This window comes from Liquorilactobacillus satsumensis DSM 16230 = JCM 12392 (genome assembly GCF_001435195.1).
Lineage (GTDB): Bacteria > Bacillota > Bacilli > Lactobacillales > Lactobacillaceae > Liquorilactobacillus > Liquorilactobacillus satsumensis.
On sequence record NZ_AZFQ01000055.1, the window covers coordinates 75,010 to 99,469 of the forward strand.

General features: G+C 39.9%; 21 protein-coding genes and 2 tRNA genes. 6 read left to right on the forward strand and 17 right to left on the reverse strand.

Annotation, left to right across the window (positions count from 1 at the left end; all coding sequences use genetic code 11):
• Positions 1-81: 81 nt before the first annotated feature.
• From FD50_RS11840 to yycF, 5 genes are read right to left on the reverse strand one after another with little or no spacing between them, the layout of a single operon-like run.
• Positions 82-900, reverse strand: a complete 819-nt coding sequence (locus FD50_RS11840) for an MBL fold metallo-hydrolase (RefSeq protein WP_056961970.1) — start codon at positions 898-900, stop codon at positions 82-84.
• A 40-nt stretch (positions 901-940) separates the two neighbouring features.
• Positions 941-1,738, reverse strand: coding sequence for a two-component system regulatory protein YycI (locus FD50_RS11845; protein ID WP_056961972.1), 798 nt, complete (start codon positions 1,736-1,738; stop codon positions 941-943).
• Between the two features lie 17 nt (positions 1,739-1,755).
• Complete coding sequence (locus tag FD50_RS11850) at positions 1,756-3,102, reverse strand: YycH family regulatory protein (protein WP_056961974.1); 1,347 nt, start codon at positions 3,100-3,102, stop codon at positions 1,756-1,758.
• The gene (gene walK, locus FD50_RS11855; protein ID WP_056961976.1) at positions 3,092-4,951 is read right to left on the reverse strand and encodes a cell wall metabolism sensor histidine kinase WalK; all 1,860 of its coding nucleotides are present in this window, start codon (positions 4,949-4,951) and stop codon (positions 3,092-3,094) included. The genes FD50_RS11850 and walK overlap by 11 nt, the downstream gene beginning before the upstream one ends.
• A gap of 35 nt (positions 4,952-4,986) precedes the next feature.
• Positions 4,987-5,697, reverse strand: coding sequence for a response regulator YycF (gene yycF, locus FD50_RS11860; RefSeq protein ID WP_056961978.1), 711 nt, complete (start codon positions 5,695-5,697; stop codon positions 4,987-4,989).
• A gap of 236 nt (positions 5,698-5,933) precedes the next feature.
• Between yycF and FD50_RS11865 the strand changes: the two genes are divergently transcribed.
• The 3 genes from FD50_RS11865 to FD50_RS11875 all read left to right on the forward strand — a co-directional run bounded on the left by FD50_RS11865 (position 5,934) and on the right by FD50_RS11875 (position 7,514).
• Positions 5,934-6,776 (forward strand): pyridoxamine kinase, encoded by an 843-nt coding sequence (locus FD50_RS11865; RefSeq protein WP_056961979.1) that lies wholly within the window; start codon positions 5,934-5,936, stop codon positions 6,774-6,776.
• 15 nt (positions 6,777-6,791) lie between these two features.
• Positions 6,792-7,349: an ECF transporter S component gene (locus FD50_RS11870; RefSeq protein WP_056961982.1), complete on the forward strand. Its 558-nt coding sequence runs from the start codon at positions 6,792-6,794 to the stop codon at positions 7,347-7,349.
• A gap of 92 nt (positions 7,350-7,441) precedes the next feature.
• Positions 7,442-7,514: transfer RNA gene (locus FD50_RS11875), tRNA-Lys, on the forward strand.
• A gap of 618 nt (positions 7,515-8,132) precedes the next feature.
• On the opposite strand, the gene FD50_RS11885 is transcribed toward FD50_RS11875, so the two are convergent.
• The gene (locus FD50_RS11885) at positions 8,133-8,582 is read right to left on the reverse strand and encodes a hypothetical protein (protein ID WP_056961986.1); all 450 of its coding nucleotides are present in this window, start codon (positions 8,580-8,582) and stop codon (positions 8,133-8,135) included.
• Between the two features lie 314 nt (positions 8,583-8,896).
• On the opposite strand from FD50_RS11885, the gene FD50_RS11890 reads away from it, so the two are divergent.
• Together FD50_RS11890 and FD50_RS11895 are read left to right on the forward strand one after the other, a co-directional pair.
• Entirely contained in the window at positions 8,897-9,736 is an 840-nt protein-coding gene (locus FD50_RS11890) for an aldo/keto reductase (RefSeq protein ID WP_056961988.1), read from the forward strand.
• A gap of 163 nt (positions 9,737-9,899) precedes the next feature.
• Positions 9,900-9,971: transfer RNA gene (locus tag FD50_RS11895), tRNA-Asn, on the forward strand.
• 267 nt (positions 9,972-10,238) lie between these two features.
• On the opposite strand, the gene FD50_RS11900 is transcribed toward FD50_RS11895, so the two are convergent.
• A complete protein-coding gene (locus FD50_RS11900; RefSeq protein WP_056961989.1) occupies positions 10,239-11,798 on the reverse strand; it encodes a bifunctional metallophosphatase/5'-nucleotidase in 1,560 nt (519 codons plus the stop codon).
• Between the two features lie 300 nt (positions 11,799-12,098).
• Here FD50_RS11900 and FD50_RS11905 point away from each other — a divergent pair, with 300 nt between their 5' ends.
• The gene (locus FD50_RS11905) at positions 12,099-12,596 is read left to right on the forward strand and encodes an acyl-CoA thioesterase (protein ID WP_056961991.1); all 498 of its coding nucleotides are present in this window, start codon (positions 12,099-12,101) and stop codon (positions 12,594-12,596) included.
• 23 nt (positions 12,597-12,619) lie between these two features.
• On the opposite strand, the gene FD50_RS12765 is transcribed toward FD50_RS11905, so the two are convergent.
• From FD50_RS12765 to gyrA, 10 genes are all read right to left on the reverse strand, one after another.
• Positions 12,620-12,760, reverse strand: a complete 141-nt coding sequence (locus FD50_RS12765; protein ID WP_156653552.1) for a hypothetical protein — start codon at positions 12,758-12,760, stop codon at positions 12,620-12,622.
• A 733-nt stretch (positions 12,761-13,493) separates the two neighbouring features.
• Positions 13,494-14,786 (reverse strand): adenylosuccinate synthase, encoded by a 1,293-nt coding sequence (locus FD50_RS11910; protein WP_056961993.1) that lies wholly within the window; start codon positions 14,784-14,786, stop codon positions 13,494-13,496.
• Between the two features lie 345 nt (positions 14,787-15,131).
• On the reverse strand, positions 15,132-16,526 hold the full coding sequence (gene dnaB, locus FD50_RS11915) for a replicative DNA helicase (RefSeq protein ID WP_056961995.1): 1,395 nt from the start codon (positions 16,524-16,526) through the stop codon (positions 15,132-15,134).
• 51 nt (positions 16,527-16,577) lie between these two features.
• On the reverse strand, positions 16,578-17,027 hold the full coding sequence (rplI, locus tag FD50_RS11920) for a 50S ribosomal protein L9 (protein WP_054757341.1): 450 nt from the start codon (positions 17,025-17,027) through the stop codon (positions 16,578-16,580).
• Between the two features lie 24 nt (positions 17,028-17,051).
• Positions 17,052-19,058 carry a DHH family phosphoesterase gene (locus FD50_RS11925; RefSeq protein ID WP_056961997.1) on the reverse strand — a complete coding sequence of 669 codons (2,007 nt, stop codon included), beginning with the start codon at positions 19,056-19,058 and terminating at the stop codon, positions 17,052-17,054.
• A gap of 507 nt (positions 19,059-19,565) precedes the next feature.
• Complete coding sequence (gene pnuC / locus FD50_RS11930; protein ID WP_056961999.1) at positions 19,566-20,330, reverse strand: nicotinamide riboside transporter PnuC; 765 nt, start codon at positions 20,328-20,330, stop codon at positions 19,566-19,568.
• 298 nt (positions 20,331-20,628) lie between these two features.
• Entirely contained in the window at positions 20,629-20,865 is a 237-nt protein-coding gene (rpsR, locus tag FD50_RS11935) for a 30S ribosomal protein S18 (protein WP_056962000.1), read from the reverse strand.
• Between the two features lie 32 nt (positions 20,866-20,897).
• Entirely contained in the window at positions 20,898-21,437 is a 540-nt protein-coding gene (ssb, locus tag FD50_RS11940) for a single-stranded DNA-binding protein (protein WP_054757338.1), read from the reverse strand.
• Between the two features lie 23 nt (positions 21,438-21,460).
• A complete protein-coding gene (gene rpsF, locus FD50_RS11945) occupies positions 21,461-21,748 on the reverse strand; it encodes a 30S ribosomal protein S6 (RefSeq protein ID WP_054757337.1) in 288 nt (95 codons plus the stop codon).
• 186 nt (positions 21,749-21,934) lie between these two features.
• Positions 21,935-24,409: a DNA gyrase subunit A gene (gene gyrA, locus FD50_RS11950; protein ID WP_056962002.1), complete on the reverse strand. Its 2,475-nt coding sequence runs from the start codon at positions 24,407-24,409 to the stop codon at positions 21,935-21,937.
• Positions 24,410-24,460: the final 51 nt, after the last annotated feature.

The window sequence follows — 24,460 nt, forward strand, 5'->3', positions numbered from 1 at the left end:
ACAATATTTGAAAAAAGCATGAATTAAATCCTACATTTGTTAAAAAAGTCTTTTTTTTTGAACTTCGCTCTTCACTGCTCCTTAAATTACAGCTAGCGGAGTTGCCCGTGCAGGATCTGTATCTAAAACCGCAAAATCATGCCCAACGCCTAGATCATGCTGTTCCAGTGTTGAAGAAACGGTCACATGCGCAAGTTCCTTCATATTATTGTCTTGACTAAGGTGACCAAGATAGATTTTCTTTGTCTGATTACCCAAAACATCAATTAACGTTGCCGCCCCATCATCGTTTGAGAGATGCCCTTGATCACTAAGAATTCGCTGTTTTAGTGACCACGGATACGCCCCCATCCGCAACATTTCAGTATCATGATTGCATTCAATCAGATAACCATTAGCACCTTTAATGATCCCTTCTAATCTACTAGAAACATAGCCTGTATCGGTTAAGATCACAAAGGAATGCCCGTGATGATGAAGCTCATAAAATTGCGGCTCAGCAGCATCATGCGATACGCCAAAGCTTTCAATATCAAGATCGCCAAACGACTTTGTTTTCCCCATTTCAAAGAGATGCTTTTGGGCTAATGGAATCTTACCAATTTTATGTGCCATTGCATTCCAAGTACCTTCATTAGCGTACACATCCAAGTGGTATTTGCGTGCCAGCACGCCAACTCCCTTGCAATGATCGCTGTGTTCATGTGTAACTAAAAGACTGTCCACATCACTAAGATCGCGACCAATTGAACTCATCAACCCTGCGATTTTTTTTCCGCTCAATCCTGCATCAACCAACACCTTACGTTCGGGCGTCTCAATGTATGTAACATTCCCGCTGCTACTACTTGCGAGAACACTGACTTTCATCGTATCTGTCTGTTTTTCAGAACTCTCCATTGCTCACCCTTCTATCACCTAAAATTCATAAATATCTGTTTTAATCATCCATGGTAGCTCCAGTAAAGGCATTTATGCGCCGATATTGAATATTGCCGGTTGAATTGCTCTTAACAGCAATCATCCACGTTGGAATGTAAACATGGCTGTTATTCACAGAAAGCAAGCGTGTATATCCCAAACGGACCCATTGAACACTACTGTTACTTACTAATTTATTATATTGATATAACCAGATCAACGCCCGTTTTTGACTAATAATCGGTCGCTTCTCATGCAAGGTCTCAACGTTTTCGAGCAAACCTTGCGTATATCCTGTAACATAGCCGTTTCTTGTTGTAAATCTAATTTGACCATCGGCCGTGTAGACTGGATACCCCTTTACAACCTGCGTATAAACAACCATGTTTTTGGTTGACAAACCACGGTCATACACATATTGCTGCCCTGCAATTATCTTAGTACTATCTTTAACAACAGCGTTCAGCGTTTCTTGCGGTTTGCTATCATCTTTTAATTTTATACTATTTTCAAAAGCAGCGGTTAATTTATGATCATCGTAGGACCATGACTGTCCTTGCAAAGTTGATGTCTTTTCTTTGAGCGTGTCCTTTTGCGGACTGGAAATATAAAAGCCTTCACTCTTTTTATCTGAAAGACTGCCATATGAAATCTGATCATTGCGGATGCTTTTGAGCACAGAGGTCGTGGAATCTTCAGTTGTTGAATTCGTTGTTGAAACAACAATGTCATCTTTTTGCATATATGAAACAAATAAAAAGATATCAAGCGCGATAAACGCGAGGAAAAAAATTAATTCGATCCTTTTAAAGTTCATACTTACACCACTCTTTCTTAATTTCCGCTAGCAGTCTTCTTTAACAATTCTGTATAACTTTGCCAATGGCCATTATAATTAACAAAATACGTCGGAACAAGGTCTACTACCAGTTTGGAAGACGTGTTTTGCTCCCATTGATAAGCTACTTTGATACTCTTGATTTGATTGCTGGAATAACCGGCATTCTCAAGTTCTTGATAGACAGTTTCGGTTGCAGGTAAAGTCTCTTTAGCACCGCCAGATGGAACTGGGACTTGCAAACCGTTCAACGAGAACACATACTTCTTTCCACCTGAATTTAACGGTTGAATCTTATATGTGGCGTAACTGTCTTCATTAATAATTGGAAAACCTGCAATGTAGCTGCGATAGGTAACTGTGTTGTCACTTTCACTATATTCAGCGTAACGCACATCATCTAACTGCACTCCTAGGGCATTGAGTTGTGTAAAACTCTGCTTCAAAAGATCATAGAATCCGAGTTGTTGCTCACGCACCTTCTCGTTCCCATTGTAATTGACATCAGCATAATTCTCATAGACAACTTCTCCTGTCTGATCATTGACCTCCATGCGATTATCTGTTCCATCAGAGTAGATTGTTTTATTCTTTTGAACTTTGGTAGTAATCGATGATTGTCCATTTGAGTTCAGCAATTGACTAAGGAATGGACTGATGTTGGATTTATTCACTAAATAGCTATACCGCGGCAGGCTAAAAGAACTGGTGTAGAAGGTTGTCAGATTATCACTTTCAAGTGAAAAGTAACTGATGCTCAGCTTTTGAACCCCATTCGTATTTAAAATCTGCTTAATCTTGGTATAGGAATCTTTCTTAACCGTCAGCTTATAAGCTTGGCGATTCTGATCACTGACAAGGTAAACTGCCCCTCCTTGAAGTGGGATCAAAATCCGATTGAATTTGTATTCCTGCAGCCCCTTAAGCTTTTGTGAAAAAACCTGATTAAACAATGCCGTTGTAATCGAACTGGTGTAACTTAAGAGCACCGAATCATTTTGCTGTAAAAACTCTTGATATTCAGTATCAGTCTTGTAGGTCTTAAGGGAGCCGTCTTTTAGACTCAATTTGCCTAATTGCTTCGAAAGATCCCCTGTAACATCATTCTTATCGCTAAATAAAACATAACTCTGTCCATTTTGATTTAAAGTTGTCTGCAGCGGTAAAAATACATCACTGAGCTTCTTTTTATTAACATTTTCTGAACTTTCTCCGGTACTGGTCGTTGTTTTAGAGTCACGTTGAAAAACCGCAGGATTAATCCAAATTAATGCCGAAAGAAGAACACTGATTAGAATTGTGATAATCAAGCCAGAATGTAACAGAAAATTTCTAATTTTCATCCCACAAATCCCCCTCATATTCTTCGTAAGGTAACGAAATATAGAACGTTGAGCCCTTTCCTTCGACACTATCAACCCAGATCTTACCACCGTGCATCTCAATAACCTCTTTAGAAATGGCTAAGCCTAGACCTGTTCCGCCCTGAGCTCGCGAACGTGCCTTATCTACTCGGAAGAAACGGTCAAAAATATGTGCAACATCTTTTTTAGGAATTCCCAGACCTTGATCAGAGATACTTAGGATTACGTGATTGTGTGTCTCAAGTAAGCGGCAGGTTATAACCCCGCCATCTGGAGAATATTTAATCGCGTTATTCATGATATTATCCACGACCTGCATAAACTTGTCTGTGTCAATCTCCACCCAGAGTTCACGCCGGGTAAAATCACGTTTAATAGTATAGTGCTTGGCATTACGCGCATCGTCATCATCTGTTTTCAGCATCATATCAAAACGATCAAGAATATAGTTGTAAAGTTCGTTCAAGTTAACCAGCTCAAGTTCAAGCTTAGACGTCCCAGAATCCATGCGTGACAAACTTAAGAGATCATTAATCATTCTGATCATCCGTTCAGTCTCATCTTGTGTCACTTTGATAAAATGCGGTGCCACTTTAGCATCTTTCCATGCGCCATCACTGAGCGCTTCAATATAACTGCGCATACTTGTCAAAGGTGTCCGCAATTCATGTGAGACATTCGACACAAATTCACGCCGTTCACGATCTATCCGCTGCTGTTCAGTTACATCATGCAGCACACATACCAACCCACTGATGAAACCAGATTCTCTTTGAATTAATGAAAAATAAGCATTTAAAATCTGTTCATGCTCATCATCAGAAAGATCAATCACGATTTCATCCTGATTTTCAAGCAAATCTCGCAGTGTATATCTTCCACGAATGTTAAGAATATCCAGTACAGATTGTCCATCTGCGACATCCGGATCAATATTCAAATCTTCAGAAGCTGTTTCATTCATAATAATTACGTTTCCACGGCGATCAGTCGCAATCACGCCGTCTGACATATGTGAAAGAACACTATCCAAACGTCTTTGTTCAGCCTCTGAGGATTCTTGGGCTTCTTCGACTCGGACTGAAAGGTTGTTAACCGCCTGTGCTAATTGTCCCAATTCATCTGTCCCGTAGACTTTAACTTGACCAGAATAGTCACCTTGAGCAATTCGACTAGTTTGTTTTTTCATATCATCAATTGGACGAGTAATTGCTCTTGAGATTAAGATTGCCAGCATTAGTCCAAAGACAGTTGCAATCAAAGCCGCCGTGACAAAAATCACCGTAACCTTATGAATCGAGTCATAGACCGATTCCAAGCTAGCACGCAAATAAACTGCACCCACTAGCGTATTGGTATTTCCACTGGCACTAAAAAGCGGTGTAATAGAAACATAATAGGGCTTGTTATCTGAACGGTCATACGTTGACTTGGCATATGAGCGCTCATTGTACAAGACCTGTTTGATATCACTGTTAGTTGTTTTTTGCCCGACAATTCCTTGGTTGTTAACATCACTATCTCCGCGAATTGTCCCTTTGGTATCAACCACTTGGACTTCAGTCACATTCGAGCTGTCAATATCTTCCAAAATATCACGAATATTTGAATTTGCCTTCTTGGTGTTGCTACGCGCAAGATTGTCAATTAATGAATTATCAATATAACTTGAGAGTTCCACCTGCTGTTTGAAAGTCTTGACGTTATCTTTTTTTAATTGTTGCACAAAATAGGCCCCTACGATTTGAAATGTTATTAACAATAACAAAGCAAACACAAGTGCAATCTTAAAATGAATTGATTGAAAAAAATGCAGTTTTTTATTCATTATTACTCCAAAAAGAACTAAGACTTTCTAAATTTCTATTCTGCTTCTGGATTACGCAGATAGTAACCCACACCGCGTCGTGTAATCAGCCAAATCGGACGGCTAGGATTATCTTCGACTTTTTCACGCAGGCGACGCACCGTCACATCCACCGTCCGCACATCACCAAAGTAATCATAACCCCAGACAGTTTGCAAAAGATGTTCACGTGTCATTACCTGCCCGATATGTTTTGCCAAATAGTACAGCAATTCAAACTCACGGTGTGTCAACTCAATCTTTTCGTCGCGCTTAGATACCATATACGCTTCAGGATGGATTGTAAGATCACCAATTGTGATTTCACTATTTTTTTCCTCCTCTGATTGAACTGCCGCTGCTGCGCTCGTTTGTCGCCGTAAATTTGCTTTGACACGGGCCACCAACTCACGGTTTGAAAACGGCTTTGTTACATAGTCATCGGCACCTAATTCCAGTCCAAGAACTTTGTCAATTTCCGCATCCTTAGCTGTCACCATGATAATCGGCATATCATACTTTTTACGCACTTCACGGGCAACTTCCAAGCCATCAATCTTAGGCAGCATAATATCAAGCAGGATCAGGTCCGGCACAACCTCTTCAACTTGATCCAAAGCTTCTTGACCATCATAGGCCGTGTAAACGTCAAAGCCTTCTTTAGTTAAATTGAATTTAACAATATCCGAAATTGGTTTTTCATCATCAACTACTAAAATCTTCTTCATTATGAAACTCCTTTCCTAAAGCACACACTGACGCATATCTGTTAGCTTTAGAATTATTAGTGTTTCCTGGATTTTTAAGATCTATCAGTCTCTTATTGAAAAAATCAACACAGTAAACCTCTTCTATTATAACCTATCCCATTCTGGTTGCCAAACCAGGTTTTATAACCACTCATGCCACTCGTGGTTCGTGCTATAATATGTTCACATTAAAATTATATAAAGGAGTTTAGGCCATGACAGCATCTATCTTGATTTCTCAGGATCTCTCCTGCGCCGGTCAAGTCTCAATGACCGTCGCGCTTCCGCTTCTGGGTGCACTGGGGTTCAGGCCGACCATCCTTCCCACTGCACTGCTTTCAACACATACAGGCGGCTTAGGCGCAAATACTTACCTTGATCTTAGTTCAGAAATGACTAAAATCATTGCCCATTGGGAAACATTACCCCTTTCTTTTTCTGCCATCTATTTAGGATACTTGGGAAACAAAGCTGTAGATGTTTTGCTAAAAGAACGTCTCCGCATTGGTACAGCGAAAAGCCTGTGGCTAATTGATCCCGTGATGGGCGATCACGGTCGGCTCTACCGTGGCTTCACCGCCGCTTACGTTACAAAAATGCGCAAACTAGCTGCACATGCATCTCTTTTGACGCCAAATGTAACTGAAGCCCAGCTTTTGCTAGGTCAAACATGCACCTCAGGAACTATTTCCAATGCGCAGGCACATAGCATCGTGGGTGCGCTTAAGCAAAAATTCACTGCCTCAGCAATTTTGCTTACGGGTGTCCAATTAAACAATGGTCAAATCGGAGTTTTTGGCTCTGACGCTATTTCCCGGGAAATATGGGAACTCCAACGCAAAAAACTCCCTGGCAGTTATTTTGGCACCGGGGATCTTTTTGCAAGTATTCTTTTGGCGACGCTGCTTAAGAAAAAAAAGCTTAAAACAGCTGCAACCAGTGCAATGGACTTCGTTAGCGCTTGCATTGAAAACGCACAGACAGAAAAAAACCGTGATTCGCGCTTTGGTCTTGATTATTCTCAACAATTGTCTGTATTATTAAAACAACTTACTTAAAGGAGGGAGAACATTATGCGAAAAGAACAAAATTCACTCAAAATGATTGTTTTAACCGGTCTCTTTGCAGCTATCATTTATCTTGGAATTTTTATTTTACGAATTCCGATTCCAGCCCTCGTTGGCAGACCATTTATTCATTTTGGAAATACACTCGCCGCTTTAGCTGTCCTTTTTCTCGGATTGCGCAATGGGGTTTTAGCTGGAGCAATTGGTCTTGGGGGCTTTGATATTCTTAATGGCTACGCTTTAACCTCTTGGTTGACAATTTTAGAGGTCATTATCGTTGGAATTGTGCTTAACGCTGTTTTTAAAGCATTTGGTTATCAAGACACCAAAAGAAATATTATTTTACTAGGAATTACAGCCGGTGCGACTAAAATTTTGACCTCATACTGTACCGCAATTATTGAAGCCCTGATGGTTGGAACATCTTTTAAAACAGCGATTGTCGCATCTTTCCTAAGTCTGCCGGCTACTGTGATTAATTCAATCTCAACCGCGATTTGTGTCCCGTTACTGTATTTCACTTTCAGAACTGTAATTTCAGCTACAACCCACGGATCGCGTTGACGCCGATTCCTGCCAGCCAAAAATACTTTTTAAATTTTCTATTGCATAATAGTATTAGTCATGGTAATATATTTCTTGTTGATGAGTTATTTGGGTGGCTAGCTCAGCTGGCAGAGCAACGGACTCTTAATCCGTGGGTCCAGGGTTCGATCCCCTGGCCACCCATCAGAGGTTTACTAAACCAGTAATCATTAGGTATCAAAATGCCGTGATTATTGGTTTTTTTGTATTTAAAAAAATTTGCATTGTATAGAATGTCAGTAATAATCAAAAAAGTTAGCCAAAAAAGAACTTGCGCGGGGCAGTGGCTGTTACTCAATCGAGTAGCAGTTTTTTTTAGTTAAAAAAAGCACTCCCCTTAAAAATCAACATCAATAAAATATAGAAATAGTTAATTGAACCCAACATGCACAATAATTGCACCGCAAATAAAAATATTTTAATAAAAAGAGTGGTGGATGTACCTGGCAGATATTTTCTATCTACATAGTTTGATTTACTGATATAGCTAACACCTATTAATAATACGGGCAAGAAAAAAATTGCAAACTTCCCCTTTCCCCAAAGATCCACAGAATTTAACCCAATGTGCAGCGGAATCACATCAGGCAAGTAAAAGTATATAACACATGCTAAGAAAAACTCCAAAACATAAATTACTATAAAACAGTAGAACGAGCGCTCATAAAGTTTTGAAAACCATCTCATCGTACTTCTGCTCCAATCAAATTATCTTAAAGTCTCACTTATTTCGGCTAACCAAGTCAGCTAATCTTTTAATCTTCACACCTCCGTTAGTGTAACTGGATGTTTAATATATTTGAGAAAAAGCATCAAGTTAGTTGGCGATAATACCACGCTCTCATTTGCCTGCTGTAGTTTGAGCACCACAAGTCCACTGCTCAAGACTCTGGAATCCATTATTACTTTAACCGCTGCCTGCGAATCTTCTACCAAGACTAGCGGAGTGAGTGCTTTAATCCTCCCGTTAAAAATTTCTGCACGTTGCTTGGCAGTCGCAAGGATCAGTTCCTTATCCAAGTACAACCAGTCCTTCTTTACCGTTGTTCGCAAAATATATTGCTGCGTTGCTTTCTTAAAAAAAAGTTCACTGTACAGTGTTTGCCCCAACACCTCAGCGCCTCCAGCAACGAGTTCGGCTTGTTTGGCATACTCCAGTTTAATTTTTCTAAAAATAGCCAGTACGCGCCGATCATTAATCATTTCCATCATCCTCACCGTCCCTTTTCATTTTATTTTGTAATGACAATTAGATGACCCAATCTTCGTTGCCTAAATCTGCCTACCTGTAACCCCATTAACTTTTATGTCGTTGGAACACCGGATAATCAGCACCGCTTACGGCTTTCCTCCTATTTTTATTATAGCTCTTTGCCTATCACTGAGCTAAAATGAGCTCTAGAAAAAACATGCATTAGTGGTCTACTACCCTTAGTACATTGACCAAATAAGCAATTCACTTCACATTTATTAACCAAAGTAATAAGGTGAGCCTGTAACTAATTATTTTGAGGAGGATTGATTTGATGAACGTTCCTGTTAAAACTCTGAATGACGGTCATTATATTCCAACTGTTGGGCTAGGTACCTATCAAATTCGTGGCGGTGCTGGTATTGATCAAGTTCTTGCTGCAATTCAAGATGGCTACCGTCTGCTAGATACATCTACCAATTATGATAGTGAAGGCATTGTTGGTGAAGCTATCAGAAGATCTGGGATTCCGCGTGCTGAATTCTTTGTAACTAGCAAACTCCCCGGTAAGTACCACCATTACGATGATGCGCTCATGATGCTGCAAGAGTCTCTTTGTCGCATGGGGCTTTCCTATTTTGATCTTTATTTAATTCATTGGCCCCTTCCTAAACGTGGTCTGTATGTTGAAGCTTGGAAAGCACTAATTACGGCCCAAAAGCTTGGACTGTGCCGCTCAATTGGCGTTTCTAATTTTGAGCCTGCACACCTTGATAAATTAATTTCAGAAACAGGTGTAACCCCAGCTGTAAACCAGATCGAGGTTCATCCGTACTGGGTTCAAGAAGAAAGGCTGGCTGAGGATAAGAAACGTGGAATTCTCACAGAAGCATGGAGTCCACTTGGACGAGGAAGTGCAGCACTCCAAGAGCCCCTACTTAAAGAATTGGCCCAAAAGTATCACAAAGGTGTTGGTCAAATTATTTTACGCTGGCATACACAACGTGGCATTGTTCCACTTCCAAAATCAAGCAAGCTTATCCATCAAAGAGAAAATCTCGCTCTTTTTGACTTCACTTTAACAGCAGCTGAAATTGCACAGATTAATACCTTGAATCGCGCAGATGGCAGAGTTGACGACCAAGATCCAAATGAATACGAAGAATTTGATTAATATAAATATTTATATTTTTTAGCTTTAAATAACCACCTAAGTTACCTTTGATTTATGCTCATTTTTCCACCATTGAATTTTTGCATTTTTCACAAAAAAATGTTTACAAGGATGATTATATATGATATAACTATATTTGTCTTGAAAAACATTGTAGTGTAATTGCTCAGTAGTTCAGTGGTAGAATAATTGACTGTTAATCAAGAGGTCGTAGGTTCGAATCCTACCTGAGCAGTAATTCAGAGGATTAAGCAAAACATTCGTTTTGACTTAGTCCTCTATTTTTTTATAATCTATTTTTCATCAAGTGTATCTTCAGTTTTGTCCAGTTGATACTCCTTTAATAAATTTATAGCTGTAAAAAAAGGTTCTGTTTCACGTGAAACAGAACCTTTTTAAAGTTAATCACTATTCAGTCAGTTCTTTTCGCGCTAACTGACTCAGTTTAAAGGTGGTACTGCACCTGCTAGCTAGTTCTGCTGACTAGCAGAGCATCAGTCCCCTACCTACCAGTCATGATGACTTGATAAATATTATGCTTTATTTTTCTAGGAGTCAACAATCCTTCATTCTTTTGCAGATAGTCTGTAATCATTTCCGGCATGGAGCGTGTGCACACAAACACTATCTGTTTGGGAGTATACATCCGAAATGCACCTCCCAAGGCGCGATATTGGCTGACTACCAGTCGAAATTGTTGTGTTGCTTGAACCGGCTTTCCCTGATACTTTAATTTTATTAACCGCTCCCCGACAGGCTGCGCAACATCAATCACGTAGTCAATTCCAGCATAAAGATCGTAATTATAATGCGGAATTAGTGGCCCATACGCTCCTTGGCGCACTCCAATTTTTCCTGCTTGAATATCCCAATAAGCTGCATTTTGTTCTAAGGCAGCTCGTAACTGTGCTCCCGTAATCTGTAAAACGGCTAATTTATTTTCAAAGGGATAATTGCGTTTCACATCTCTAATGGTGACCTGCTCTGAAAATCCTGTAACTGCATCACTGTAAAGTGCAACTGCTGAAATCTCAGCCCCAGTAGCCTCTAACTGAACTTGATTAAGCAAGTCTACAAAAGGATGCCCCTCTAACCGTGCCTGTGCCGGATTCTTAAGCTGAAAACCAGCTCCCAATCGAGCGAGCGGCTGCACTAACCATTTTTGTGTCCTTTGTTCGAAACACTCTAAAAGAGCACTGATCTCCTTATCAGGCTGCTCATGTGCAACCGGCAGCAGTGTAGCGTGACTTTGCTGAATCGTTTTGGATTTGCACGCTACTTCTAACTCAATCATACCTACGTACTCACCATTTTGCCCGGGTTGAATCGTTGGTACTCCATTAACATGTGTCGCAATTCTACGGTGCTGATGCCCAGTAATCAGAGCAGCTACTCCTGGAATTTTGCTTAACGCAAATGCCTCGTCAGCTCCATCTATTGGTTCCCCTGCAACTTCTGTCACTAATTCACCGTATCCTCCATGATAGGAAACTAGTACTAAATCCGCTTGCTTTTGCAAAAATGGTACATATTTTTTAGCTGTTGCAACTGCTGATTCAAAGTGTAAACCAGTAATATTTTGAGCCGGTTCCCAATGTGGAACAAATTGAGTCGTTAATCCTAAAATAGCAATTTTAACCCCCTTTTTCTCTACAATCGTATAGGCTCTGCCAAAATATGGTTGCCCCTCTTCATCAAGAATATTGGCACATAACAACGGATACTTTCTCACCTGTAATGCCTTTTCTAAGGAAAAACGGCCATAGTCGAATTCATGATTCCCCAAGACACCCGCGTCATAATGCAATAAATTAACTGCTTCAATCAGCGGTGCAACGCTTTTTTCGCATTTTTCCAAGTAGGATGTTAAGGGAGAACCCTGGAGAAGATCACCATTTTCAATCGTGATCACGATTGTATCTTTAGTCGCCTGCTTGTGAATGCGCTTAATCAAAGAAGCAGCCTTAGCAAGTCCGAGACTCTTTTGATCATGTTTTGTACAATAAAGGGTTGGAAAGACGTGACCATGAATGTCGCTTGTCACCAATATTTTTATGTGCATATATTTTCCCTCAATCAAAGGTTTTATCCCACTATATACCAAAAAGTCAGGTTTTTCATCTTAAAAATCATAAACGCTCTTCTTCCACAAATGTTCTTACTCTGCTTAAATTTCCCTCACTTATCTTACCATAAAAAAATCCGGTATCCGCTGATAGTTTGTTTAGCCTTGTTCCACGTGAAACATGGTCTTATATTATTTATAAGTCGCCAAAACTAAATAAAAATATTATGATATAGGTAGTCCACAATTAAAAGGAGGCCTCACGAGGAGCGCTGAACAAGCGCCCTCTTAAACAATATGAATTGTGCACAAACCCTTGCAGTTACTAGCCATCGAGTAATCACGAATGATCTTAATGAGCATGAGACCGTTTACGGCGGAAAATTGCTTGAAATGTTAGATGGCACGGCTTCAATCTCTGCTTCACGTTTTTGTAAGACGCAAACAGTGACAGCGGCCGTAGATCAATTTAAGTTTATCGCACCTTTCAAACTCAATGATTCATTTTGTATTGAATCTTTTGTTAGCGGCAGCGGCAAACGTTCCCTTGAAGTCTTTGCAAAAATCATTGGTGAACATTTAACAACCGGGCAACGTTTTTTAGGTGCAACAACTTTTCTAACCTTTGTTGTTCTAAAAAAGGAGATTAAATTACCACCGCTTGTGCCACAAACACCTGAGGAAATAAGTGTTTGCCAAGCTTATTCTGTCAGACAAGCATTACGCAAACAGCAGCTACAGCAAGCCAAAAGCTTCAATCAGCAGCTTGAACTGCAGCCACGTTGGTTAAATTAAAAAAGCAGGCTTCATTAAGAAAATTAATGAATTTCCTGCTTCTTAACAATTTCGATTAAGAAGGCGATTGCCTCCTCGTACGAACATGATCTTTGCTTCATGACCGCCTTAACTGCTATCTCGGTCTCGTTTGAATCGGCCATCGTCAACACTTCCCTTTTCATTCTTGTTTACAGCACCCGTTCCTATTAATGTACTATCCTATTCTATACCGTTCTTAATAAAAAAACGAGGATTAACCCCCTCTTTTTTTTTTGCAAATGCACGAATCCTTTTATACTTAAAGTTTCTGACTGTAAATTTTTTTAGCCCATCTTTCTAAAAACTGCCGTCCTTTAACCTCGATATCTGGTCACATTTTGCGATCTGCAGTCTGTCTAAAAAGTGCCAAGATCAACTTGCATAATTTGTTCTGCAGCCTGTTACGGCGTCTTAACGCGCCTTTTCGAGCATATTCCGCTTAACCACAGTTATCCAAGCGTATTTTTACAACTTAGATTCAAACGCACTATGTTCATGCGTGTATTCGCGAAGACGCTCCTCAGCAATTATGTTTTTGTTTTTTATTTAAATTTATTATATTTTAAATTTTGAGTATTGTCTGTTTAAAAACCGGTTCACGTAATTTAGATTTAGCTACAGGAAAAAGCTGAGCTGGAACACATTTATCCATAATAGTAAATAAGGGGCTGTGACAAAATTTAACTTTTGTCACAGCCCCTCTTTTATTCCGTATAAACGTGTTCCATAAGTCAAAATTCTCCATCTAACTTCGAATTACTCATAGCAAAATACTCGCTATGTTCGTAATTTCGAGTTAGCACTCAAAATTTTCCCGACTTATGTCACACTCTCCTACAAGCTGTTATTTTAGTGCTCAACTAAATTTAAAAAAGATTAAATGCGCGCCCAAATATTATCTAACACATTTGTTTGTTCACGATCCGGTCCAACAGAAAAAGTCGAAATCTTAACGCCCACTAATTCTTGGATTCGGTGAATATAGTTACGGACATTCAACGGTAAATCTTCAAGCCGTTTACAATGTGTAATGTCTTCTGTCCACCCTGGAAATGTCTCATACACTGGTTTACACTTGCTAAGCTGCTTTAAACTTGCAGGATAATGATAAATCAATTCGCCGTCAAGCTCATAAGCTGTACAAATTTTAACTTCATCCAATCCGGTTAAGACATCAACGCAATTTAAACTAAGATTTGTTAGGCCCGACACCCGTTTTGCATGCCGCATTACGACACTATCGAACCATCCGATCCGCCGTGGTCGCTTAGTAACTGTTCCGTACTCATGTCCTGCCTCACGAATAAATGACCCTGTTTCATCCTTTAATTCTGTTGGGAAAGGTCCGTCACCAACACGTGAAGTGTAAGCTTTGCAAACTCCAACAACTTTATCAATCTTTGAAGGTCCAACCCCGCTACCGATGGTGACCCCGCCTGCAACTGGATTAGACGATGTTACAAATGGATAAGTCCCCTGATCAATATCAAGCATTACTCCCTGAGCACCTTCGAATAGAACACGTTTGCCACTATCAAGAGCATCATTAAGTACAACAGAGGTATCAGTTACATAGTCTTTAAATTGCTGGCCATATTCGTAATAGGCTTCAAAAATATCCTCGAATTTAAGTGGTTCATGTTCATAAAAACGTGTGAATTCACGATTTTTTTCCTCAAGATTGCGGCGCAGCTTCTCCTCAAAAATCTCTTTATCAAGCAAATCTGCAACTCTGATTCCGACACGCGCTGCTTTATCCATGTAAGCCGGTCCGATTCCTTTGTTAGTCGTCCCGATTTTCTGATCCTTTTTAGACTTTTCCTGCAAGCCATCTAACAAGATATGATACGGCAAAATCACATGTGCACGATCTGAAACGCGCAAGTTATCAGTCGAAACTCCACGACCGTTTAAGTACTTTAATTCTTCCACCAGCGACTTAGGATTCAAGACGACACCGTTACCGATTACGCTAACTTTGTCTTGGTAAAAAATCCCCGAAGGTATCAAACGCAACTTGAAAGTTTCTCCGTTAAACACGATTGTATGCCCAGCATTATCACCGCCTTGATAACGTGCAATTACTTCGGCATTTCGACTAAGAAAATCTGTTATTTTTCCCTTTCCTTCGTCGCCCCATTGACTCCCAACTACTACTACTGATGACATGAACACTCACCTCATAAAAAAAATTTGGATAAAAATTGTAATTTCACTAACCTCGATAATTGTATCAGTCGCCCACCCATCTTTCAAGTAAATCCCGAATATTTATCATGAAAATAATATTTTATCAAAAAAATAACGAACTTTAATTTTTTAAAAAGGGATTTCTTTTTATTAAGGTGAACAACTTCAAGAACTGTGTAAAAAGTGCTTGGTTTGGAGAATTGGAGCTGAATTACAAAATAACCTAAGCTTGGTTATACGCAAGACAGGCTTAGCCTACAAACAAAAAGATTCGCTGTTAAAACTGAAATTGGTCAGCTTTTGCATCGAATCTAAACCTTATTACTATTTTTTTTGACTTTCTGGAACATAGGCGACTGAAGAAAACTTATTATATGATTTAACAAATAATAACTTTACGGTTCCACGTGGTCCAGAACGGTTCTTTTCAATAATTACTTCGACTTCTCCAACATCCTGTGTCTCATCATCTTGCTGGGTACTCTCATCATCCTGATCACCCTCAGAGCGTTCATAATAATCGTCACGATAAAGAAAAGCTACAATATCAGCATCCTGTTCAATTGAACCGGATTCACGAATATCAGAGAGCACAGGTCGCTTGTCTTGTCTTTGCTCAACTCCACGTGAAAGCTGTGAAAGTGCAATAATCGGGACGGACAGTTCTTTTGCAAGTTTTTTGAGCTGTCGCGAGATTTCGGAAACTTCCTGTTGGCGGCTTTCCTTATTAGAACCTTCAATCAACTGCAAATAATCCACCACGACTAGGCCAAGATTTCCTTGCTCTTTAGCTAAACGACGACATTTTGCGCGAATTTCAGCCATCTTTATTCCTGGTGTATCATCAATGAAGACCGCTGCTTGAGAAAGTGAACCCATAGCAACAATTAAGTTCTTCCATTCCTCATCATTCAGCTGCCCTGTGCGCAGATGATTAGCATTAATGCTTCCTTCAGCACAGAGCATTCTATTAACTAACGACTCGGCACTCATCTCAAGTGAAAAGATTGCCACTGTTTTGTCAGTTTTGGTACCCACATTTTGTGCGATATTCAAGGCAAAGGCTGTTTTCCCAACAGCCGGCCGTGCAGCTAGAATAATTAAGTTATCCGGTTGCAAGCCAGCTGTCATTTTATCCAGCTCATGATATCCGGTTGCAAGCCCGGTAATATCCTCATTTTGCTGATACAACCTATCAATATCTTCAATGGCACTATTCAAAACATCCTTAATCGGTTTAAAGCCGCTCCGATTTCGCCGCTCTGAGACGTCCATAATCTGACGTTCAGCGTCATCTAAAAGTGTGGTTACATCGTCATCTTGAGTATACGTCTGTGTAACAATATTGGTAGCTGTCGCAATCAGACGGCGCATAAGTGCTTTTTCTTCAACAATTTTGGCATAGTAAACCACGTTAGCGGCCGTTGGAACTGCTGCAGCCAACTCAGCGATGTAGCCAACCCCGCCAACATCATCTACTTGTTGGTTAGCCTTTAAGTAATTATTGACAGTCACAACATCGATAATTTCATCTTGATTATTCAATTCGATCATGGCCTGAAAAATAATTTGGTGTGCACGGCGGTAAAAATCATCCGGCTGCAAGTAGACCATTGCTTCCACTAAAGCATCTGAACGTAAAAAAATGGCCCCAAGGACAGCCTGTTCAGCTTCAATGTTTTGCGGTGGCAAACGATCAGTCAAAACATCATTACTCATAATTACTTCACCTTTCAGCTAACTTGAAACAGCTTGCCAATTTCGGCAAATTTATTTTTCAGCAACATGAACTCTAATTTTTGCAGTCACTTGATTATGCAATTTAACAGGAATATTAGTATAGCCTAACGACTTGATCGGAACTGTGAGTTCCATCTTTCTTTTATCAATTTTTAAGCCATATTGTTTTTCGAAAGCTTGGGCCACCTGCTTGCTGGTAATAGACCCAAATAACCTGCTATCCGCACCTGCTTTTGCTTTGATCTCAACGACCATTTTGCCAGATTCTAGCTTTTCTTTCAGCTCCTTAGCAGCTGCCAATTCTTCAGCATCCTTCTTCTTTTCTGCCAGTTGCTGGCCCTTGAGCTGACTGATAGCCTGTGCAGTTGCTGCCTTAGCCTTATTAGCCTTTATTAAAAAGTTAGCATAGCCATCTGCAATTTCTTTAACTTCACCACGTCTGCCCTTGCCTCTTACATCTTGTAAAAAAATAACTTTCATTTTATTACTGCCTCCTCAATATTACTATTCTTCATGCTGTTGGATTACATCTAAAAGTTGAGCGCGTGCTTCCTCAATCGTTACCTCCGAAAGTTGGGTTGCAGCATTTGATAAATGTCCACCGCCGCCTAATTGCTCCATTACAACCTGAACATTTGCTTCGCCGTTACTTCTAGCCGAGATTCCAATCCTACCATCGGCTCTTCTGGTAACAACAAACGAAGCATCCACTCCACTGACATTCAACAGTGAATCAGCTGCCTGAGCAGCAGTCACTGGATCGTAGACTTTGTCTTTTTCACCCACACAAAGTGCGACGCGATTGCCGACAAATTCAACACGATCAATTAAATGATTGCGCTGCAAGAAGTTATTTACATTTTCCTTCATGAAATGCTGCACCAGCACAGAGTCAGCCCCGACAGAGCGCAAATAACTAGCAGCATCAAACGTACGCGTCCCTGTCCGTAGTGTAAATGATTTAGTGTCAATAATAATCCCTGTTAACATTGCAGTTGCTTCGATTTTATTAATCGGTTCGCTCTCACGTGATTGATACTCAAACATCTCAGTAATTAATTCACAAGTTGAAGATGCATATGGTTCAATATACACTAAAATTGGATTTTCAGGGAATTCTTCACCCCGACGATGATGATCAATTACCATTACACGATTTGAAAGCTGCTGGTAAAGCTCTTCACTGGCTGAAATTGACGGTTTTGAATGATCAACCATAATCAGCAGACTTTGTTCAGTTGCCTTTTCTTCGGCTTCTTCCGGAGTTAAAACCGTCCCTTTTATTTCAGGATATTGCCCTAACTCATCCATTAAACGAGCAACATCTGAATGCAGCTTTTCCTGATCCAAAACAATCCAGCATTTTTTTTGATTCATTGCAGCAATTCTGCGAATCCCAAGGCATGCGCCCACAGAATCCATATCAGGTTGTTTATGACCCATCACAAAAATCTGATCAGTTTGATTCATCAACTCCTGTAAGGCCTGTGAGATCATTCGGGCACGAACCCGTGTCCGTTTTTCCATTGGGTTAGTTTTTCCGCCATAAAAGCGTGCTTCACCATCAGGGGTCTTAACGACGACCTGATCGCCTCCACGCCCCAATGCCAGATCTAAGTTACTTTGTGCAATCTTGGCTAGCAGGGCAAGATCATCATCACCATAGGAAATTCCGATACTTAATGTTAATGGCAAATTCTGTTTAGAAGTTCGTTCACGAATTCGATCCAAGATCTTAAATTTATTATCTTCCAGGCGTTTTAAAACACTTGAATATGCCAAAATAAAGAAATGATCATCATCAATTCGCTTAAGGTACATTTGATATTTTTTAGCCCAATTTGAAAGCTCGTTCGTCACATAATTACTCAAATTGGAAACAGCCTTATCGTTTAACGACTGCGTAATTTCATCATAGTTATCTAAAAAGACTTGACCAATTACAACGTTTGTATCTAAATCATGTTGTTGAATTTCGGCATAATGGGTAATGTCCATTAAGTAAATAGCATGAATATCCTTTTGAATCAGCAATTGTAATTTATATTGTCCCCATGAAACCTCAATCGGCTTTTTATTCTCTCGATTTTCTGCAACAAGCTTGGCCAGTTCCGCATCAATTTCAGCAAGAGGTTTCCCTAAGACCTCATTATTACCAAAATACTGCTGCAAATATGGATTTACCCATTCGACTTCATTACGCTCATTCAGAAAAAGAATTCCAATCGGCATCTTGATCAACGCCTCTTGTTCGCCGCGTTTGATCCGATACGATAAATCCGAAATATACTCGTTAGTATCTTCTGTAATCGCCTTAAGTGTAAAGGAAGCGACTACAACTGTTAGCACCACCATTACGAGAATAATTAATCCAAGAATCGGATTAACTAAAAAAGCCATAACAGCGCACACTAGTGACATTGCCAGCAAGAAAAAAGCGATCAACCTGATTTTACTATTCTTCATAAAGGCTGGTAAATGCCATAAATCTTTCGAAAATAACTGTTTCACTGTCTTTCTCCTCACATTCTTGCAAAGATCGCTCTCAGGATCTTCTCCTTCAGAAAAAGGTGCCCCCACCTATAACCAAAATTTTTCATATGTACTTTAGTGAAATCTTGTTTGCATACTATTTTAACACAAACAATTCATTGATACACATTTGATAAGACTGATCGCTAAAATCGTATTTTTGCAAAAGTGCGACACCCAGCGTTCAGCCGCCGTGAGCTAAGTCCTGAATTACAAAGTCACCTGGGTTTGGTTACGCGTAATTTAGGCTTAGGCACAGGTGGTTGCAGGGTGGAGCACGTTAAAAAAAGTGCCAGCCAGCTCAGCAAGCCTTCGAGCACTAACACCAAATTGCAAAATAGGCGGGTTATGATTATGCGCAATTTGAGGTTAGACACAAAAATACCCCCCAAACCCTAGCTAATAAAACCAGAGTTTGAAAGGCACTTCGTTATTACCATCTTTTTTGTTTTGAAATCATTTTACAGCCAAGACATCATGACATTTTTAAATCTGGTGACTGGTTCTAAACCATCCGCGAGTGCTGAAAAATGCATACATATCATTCAAGAAAAACACGCTATAGCTGAAAATCAATGCAAAATTACCATCACCTTGCAACATGGTCTGAATCCATAATGCAATGGTAAAGACTGAACTGATTGTCCAAACAAAATACTGTTCTCGTTTACGATTAAGTTCAAGCAACGAGCCTGTAATTGCCATCGCAAGATTCAAACTATCAAGAAAAACACGTGGATCACTTGTTAAACTAAAAATGTAATAAATAACTCCCCAAGCAAGCACAAAGAAAATTATGTAATAAAGCCATTCACGTAAATTTTCAAATTTTTCTGCTTGAATATTATCATTCCACTTAGGATCTAAGATGCAAAAGAAATCCAGAAAAAGTAAATATCCGATCTGTTCCCATGCAGTCGCGAAATTTCCAGCCATAAAACCTACGGATGCAATACAAATTGCGCTGAATGCTCCAGCCCATCCCTGTATTCCTGAGCGGTTTGAAATTCCAATCACACAAGCAACTGAAAGATTCCCACCAATAAAGGACAGTCCTGATTGCAATGGTGCCGCATTAAATGATTGTACTAATGAAATTACCTGAAGAACAAAGTTAAAGATCAGCAAACCATAACTGAATCTCCCCCAACCACGGCACTGGTTAAACAACCAACTAAAATAATTCTTTCTAAAAACATTTTTTGAATATTTTGGCAAATTTGTCAAAACATCCACATAACGATCAAACATCCAGACATCTCCTTAATACTATCTTGCATTATCCGAATTAACATCGCTTATCAGTAATCACGTTACCTAATAAAAACTTAGTTTTCAAAATTACGCGACAAGCTGACGCTTCCTTCTCTTTTGATTATATGCGCTTAAAACTTAAATAGTAGTCTTGACTTGCAGCAATATATGTAGTATTAGATCGCTAAATTCAATACTATATATAGTATATAGAGTGTTGTAAGATAAATGCATAAACGTTACATTTAACTGAAAATGCACAAAAAAAAAGACCGTGATGGTCTTTTTTTTAAGACTACTCTTCTGTAACAAATGGAAGAAGTCCCATAATGCGTGCACGTTTAACTGCAATTGTCAAACGACGCTGATTCTTAGCGCTTGTTCCTGTTACTCGACGAGGTAAAACCTTTCCTCGTTCAGAGATAAAGCGTTTCAACAGATCTGTATCTTTATAATCGATATATTCAATGTGGTTAGCCGCAATAAAGTCTACTTTACGACGACGACGACCACCTCTACGTTGTTGTGCCATGTTGATGTTCCCTCCTTCTGTTACCTAAAAATCTAGAATGGCAGATCGTCATCAGAGATATCAATCTGTTTTCCATTATCCGCGAATGGATCGTTATTATTATTACCAGATTTAGGTGCATTGTTTTCAGTAGAATTTTTATTCACTGAATTTCCAAACGGATTGTTTTCTGAATTATTAGTTGCTGGATTCCGAGAAGAATCTGAACCTTGCGTGTCATTGCCATGTTGTTGTTGATAACGCTCAGATTGCGAACGTGACTCAAGCAACGAAAAATTGTCAACAATGACTTCTGTCACATAGACCCTATTGCCCTGTTGGTTTTCATAAGAACGTGTCTGGATACGCCCATCCACTCCAACTAGTGAACCTTTATGCGTGAAGTTTGCAAAATTTTCTGCAGACTTGCGCCAAATTACACAATTGATAAAATCAGCTTCACGTTCACCTTGCTGATTGGTAAACTGACGGTTGACAGCGACAGTAAATGTCGCAACTGCAACACCACTGGAGGTATAACGCAAATCGGGATCACGTGTTAATCGACCTACAAGAATAGCTCTATTGATCAATGTTCAGTTCCTCCTTCATGTGATTAAGCTTCGCGCTTAACGATCATATGACGTAAAATTCCATCATTAATTTTAGCAAGACGGTCAAATTCATCGATTGCTTTTGCGTCATCAGCTTTAATATTTACAATATGGTAAGTACCTTCTGTAAAACCACCGATTTCGTATGCAAAACGACGTTTAGACCAGTCTTTTGAATCTACGACTTCAGCACCGTTGTCTTTCAAAATACCATCAAAGCGTTCTACCAAAGAATTCTTTGCGGCTTCATCAATTGCTGGGCTGATAATATAAGTAACTTCGTAAGTCATGACTGTTTACACCTCCTTATGGACTATTGGCTCTTAACCTTGTTAAGAGCAAGGAAAGTAATCTAAATCTATTTCGAGTTAGATACTAACGAAGAAGAATTATATCATTTATGGCACTGTAATGCAAGGCAATCCCGAAAAGCCCTCTGCTTTTAATTACGTGATTTTGCTCAAATTAGCCGAAAATTATTCTTCTGTTTGTTCTTCGTCTGTTTCCTCACTGCTTGTTTCATCCGGCACAACCTTAGCCATTGTTGAAACTAGTGCTTCATCATCAACTCTAATCAAATGAACACCTAAAGTTGCACGCCCCGTAACTGAGACTGTCTGAATATTGAAACGAATCATTACACCCTTATTTGTAATCAGCATAATATCTTCGTCACCCTTGACTGTAGTTAACCCTGTCAGCGGTCCATTCTTAGTCGTAACGTTTGAGGTCTTGATTCCCTTGCCACCACGGCCCTTAATTGGATAATCTTTTGCAGGTGTTTGTTTGCCGTAACCATTTTCACTAACTACAAACACATGACTGTCTGGGTAAAGCACATCTACGCCAATGACATAGTCAGCTGGACGCAACCTGATTCCACGCACACCCGTAGCAGCCCTTCCCATTGAACGGACGTCTGTTTCCTTGAAACTCACAGCATAACCGAGATGAGTCCCTATAATAATATTTTGCGTGCCATCCGTAATGAGCACATTGATTAATTCATCATTATCTTTGAGCGAAACCGCCTTGAGTCCATTGCTACGAATATTGGCAAATTCTGCAACAGCCGTTCTCTTAGTAATTCCCTTTTTAGTAGTGAAGAAGAGATAGTACTCCTGTTCTTTCATTTCCCGCGAAATATTGATGACTGCTTGGATTTTTTCACCAGAAGCAATCCCCAGCAAGTTGATCACTGGAATTCCTTTAGCGGTCCGACCATATTCCGGAATTTCATACCCCTTCATGCGGTATACTTTCCCCATATTAGTGAAAAACAGCAGTTCATCATGCGTCGAAGTTGTCACTAAGTGTTCAATAAAGTCATCGGCATGAACGCCCATTCCTTGAATACCACGGCCTCCACGTCTTTGAGTTTTAAAATCGCTTGTCGGCAGACGCTTAATATACCCATTATGCGTAAGTGTCACAGCAACTTCTTCTTCCTCAATCAGATCTTCATCCTCAATACTAAGAACTTCACCAACCATTAATTCAGTTCTACGTTCGTCTCCATATTTTTCTTGGATTTCCAGCAATTCTTCATAAATAATCTTGTCAATCCGCTCAGAATGTGCCAAAATATCGCGATAATCAGCAATTGCTGCAACCAATTTTTGGTACTCGTCTTCAATTTTTTCACGTTCCAAACCAGTTAAACGAACAAGGCGCATATCCAAAATTGCTTGGGCTTGTCGATCGGACAGTTGGTAGCCCTCAATTAAGCGTTTCTTTGCAATCTCGCCACTTTTAGAACTACGAATAATATTAATAATTGCATCAATATGGTCAAGCGCGATCCGCAAACCTTCTAAGATGTGAGCTCGTGCCTGTGCCTTTTTTAATTCAAATTCTGTTCTGCGGCGAATCACGCTTTCTTGGTGCTCCAAATAATATGTCAAAATGTCTTTAAGACTCAAAATTTTGGGGGTTCCCTTTACAATTGCAAGCATATTGAACCCAAAGGTTGTTTGCATTAAAGTTAATTTGTATAAATTATTTAAAATAACTGAAGCGCTCATATCGCGTCTGACATCGATTGAAACTCGCATTCCTTCACGATCAGATTCATCTCGAATATCAGTAATTCCTTCGATTTTTTTCTCACGGGCAAGCTCGGCAATTCTTTCTATCAATTTAGCCTTATTCACCATATAAGGGAGTTCATGAATAATAATTTGTTCTCGGCCATTTGCTTGTTGTTCGATTTCCACTTTAGCCCTAATTGTCACGGTCCCTCTGCCGGTTTCATAAGCTTTGCGAATTCCAGACTTGCCGAGCACAATTCCGCCAGTTGGGAAATCTGGACCTTTAATCGCCTCCATCAAATCGGCTGTCGTGGCATCCGGATTATCCATCAAAATATGCAATCCTGAAATCACTTCTGCCAAGTTGTGCGGCGGGATATTAGTAGTCATTCCGACAGCTATTCCAGTTGCTCCATTGACAAGGAGATTGGGAAACCGCGAAGGCAAGACAACTGGCTCTCTTTCTGAACCATCGTAATTTTCTTTAAAGTCAATCGTATCTTTATTAATATCACGAAGCATCTCGGTTGCAATTTTACTCATTCTCGCTTCCGTGTAACGCATCGCAGCAGCTCCATCGCCATCAACTGAGCCAAAGTTTCCATGACCATCAACCAGCATGTACCGATAACTGAAATTCTGTGCCATCCGGACCATTGACTCATAAATTGCTGAGTCACCATGGGGGTGATATTTCCCCATAACGTCTCCCACAATTCTTGCTGATTTTTTATACGGCTTGTCAGGAGTGACGCCTAATTCATTCATACCGTATAAAATACGCCGATGAACTGGTTTTAATCCATCACGAACATCTGGAAGTGCACGCGCCACAATTACGCTCATCGCGTACTCCATAAAAGATGTGCGCATTACTCCCGACAAATCAGTCTGCTTAACTCGATTCGGTAGCTCTACCAATGTCTCTGCCTCCTAAATTCTTGCAATCATGTATTATTTCCCGGGAAATAG

Coding starts and splice junctions, on each gene's coding strand:
- FD50_RS11890 (WP_056961988.1), top strand. CDS start 8,897: ATGAACGTTCCTGTTAAAACTCTGAATGACGGTCATTATATTCCAACT.
- FD50_RS11885 (WP_056961986.1), bottom strand. CDS start 8,582: ATGATGGAAATGATTAATGATCGGCGCGTACTGGCTATTTTTAGAAAA.
- FD50_RS11865 (WP_056961979.1), top strand. CDS start 5,934: ATGACAGCATCTATCTTGATTTCTCAGGATCTCTCCTGCGCCGGTCAA.
- pnuC (WP_056961999.1), bottom strand. CDS start 20,330: ATGTTTGATCGTTATGTGGATGTTTTGACAAATTTGCCAAAATATTCA.
- dnaB (WP_056961995.1), bottom strand. CDS start 16,526: ATGAGTAATGATGTTTTGACTGATCGTTTGCCACCGCAAAACATTGAA.
- rplI (WP_054757341.1), bottom strand. CDS start 17,027: ATGAAAGTTATTTTTTTACAAGATGTAAGAGGCAAGGGCAGACGTGGT.
- FD50_RS11850 (WP_056961974.1), bottom strand. CDS start 3,102: ATGAAAATTAGAAATTTTCTGTTACATTCTGGCTTGATTATCACAATT.
- FD50_RS11905 (WP_056961991.1), top strand. CDS start 12,099: ATGAATTGTGCACAAACCCTTGCAGTTACTAGCCATCGAGTAATCACG.
- rpsR (WP_056962000.1), bottom strand. CDS start 20,865: ATGGCACAACAACGTAGAGGTGGTCGTCGTCGTCGTAAAGTAGACTTT.
- FD50_RS11840 (WP_056961970.1), bottom strand. CDS start 900: ATGGAGAGTTCTGAAAAACAGACAGATACGATGAAAGTCAGTGTTCTC.
- FD50_RS11910 (WP_056961993.1), bottom strand. CDS start 14,786: ATGTCATCAGTAGTAGTAGTTGGGAGTCAATGGGGCGACGAAGGAAAG.
- rpsF (WP_054757337.1), bottom strand. CDS start 21,748: ATGACTTACGAAGTTACTTATATTATCAGCCCAGCAATTGATGAAGCC.
- FD50_RS11900 (WP_056961989.1), bottom strand. CDS start 11,798: ATGCACATAAAAATATTGGTGACAAGCGACATTCATGGTCACGTCTTT.
- yycF (WP_056961978.1), bottom strand. CDS start 5,697: ATGAAGAAGATTTTAGTAGTTGATGATGAAAAACCAATTTCGGATATT.
- walK (WP_056961976.1), bottom strand. CDS start 4,951: ATGAATAAAAAACTGCATTTTTTTCAATCAATTCATTTTAAGATTGCA.
- FD50_RS12765 (WP_156653552.1), bottom strand. CDS start 12,760: ATGAAAAGGGAAGTGTTGACGATGGCCGATTCAAACGAGACCGAGATA.
- FD50_RS11845 (WP_056961972.1), bottom strand. CDS start 1,738: ATGAACTTTAAAAGGATCGAATTAATTTTTTTCCTCGCGTTTATCGCG.
- FD50_RS11870 (WP_056961982.1), top strand. CDS start 6,792: ATGCGAAAAGAACAAAATTCACTCAAAATGATTGTTTTAACCGGTCTC.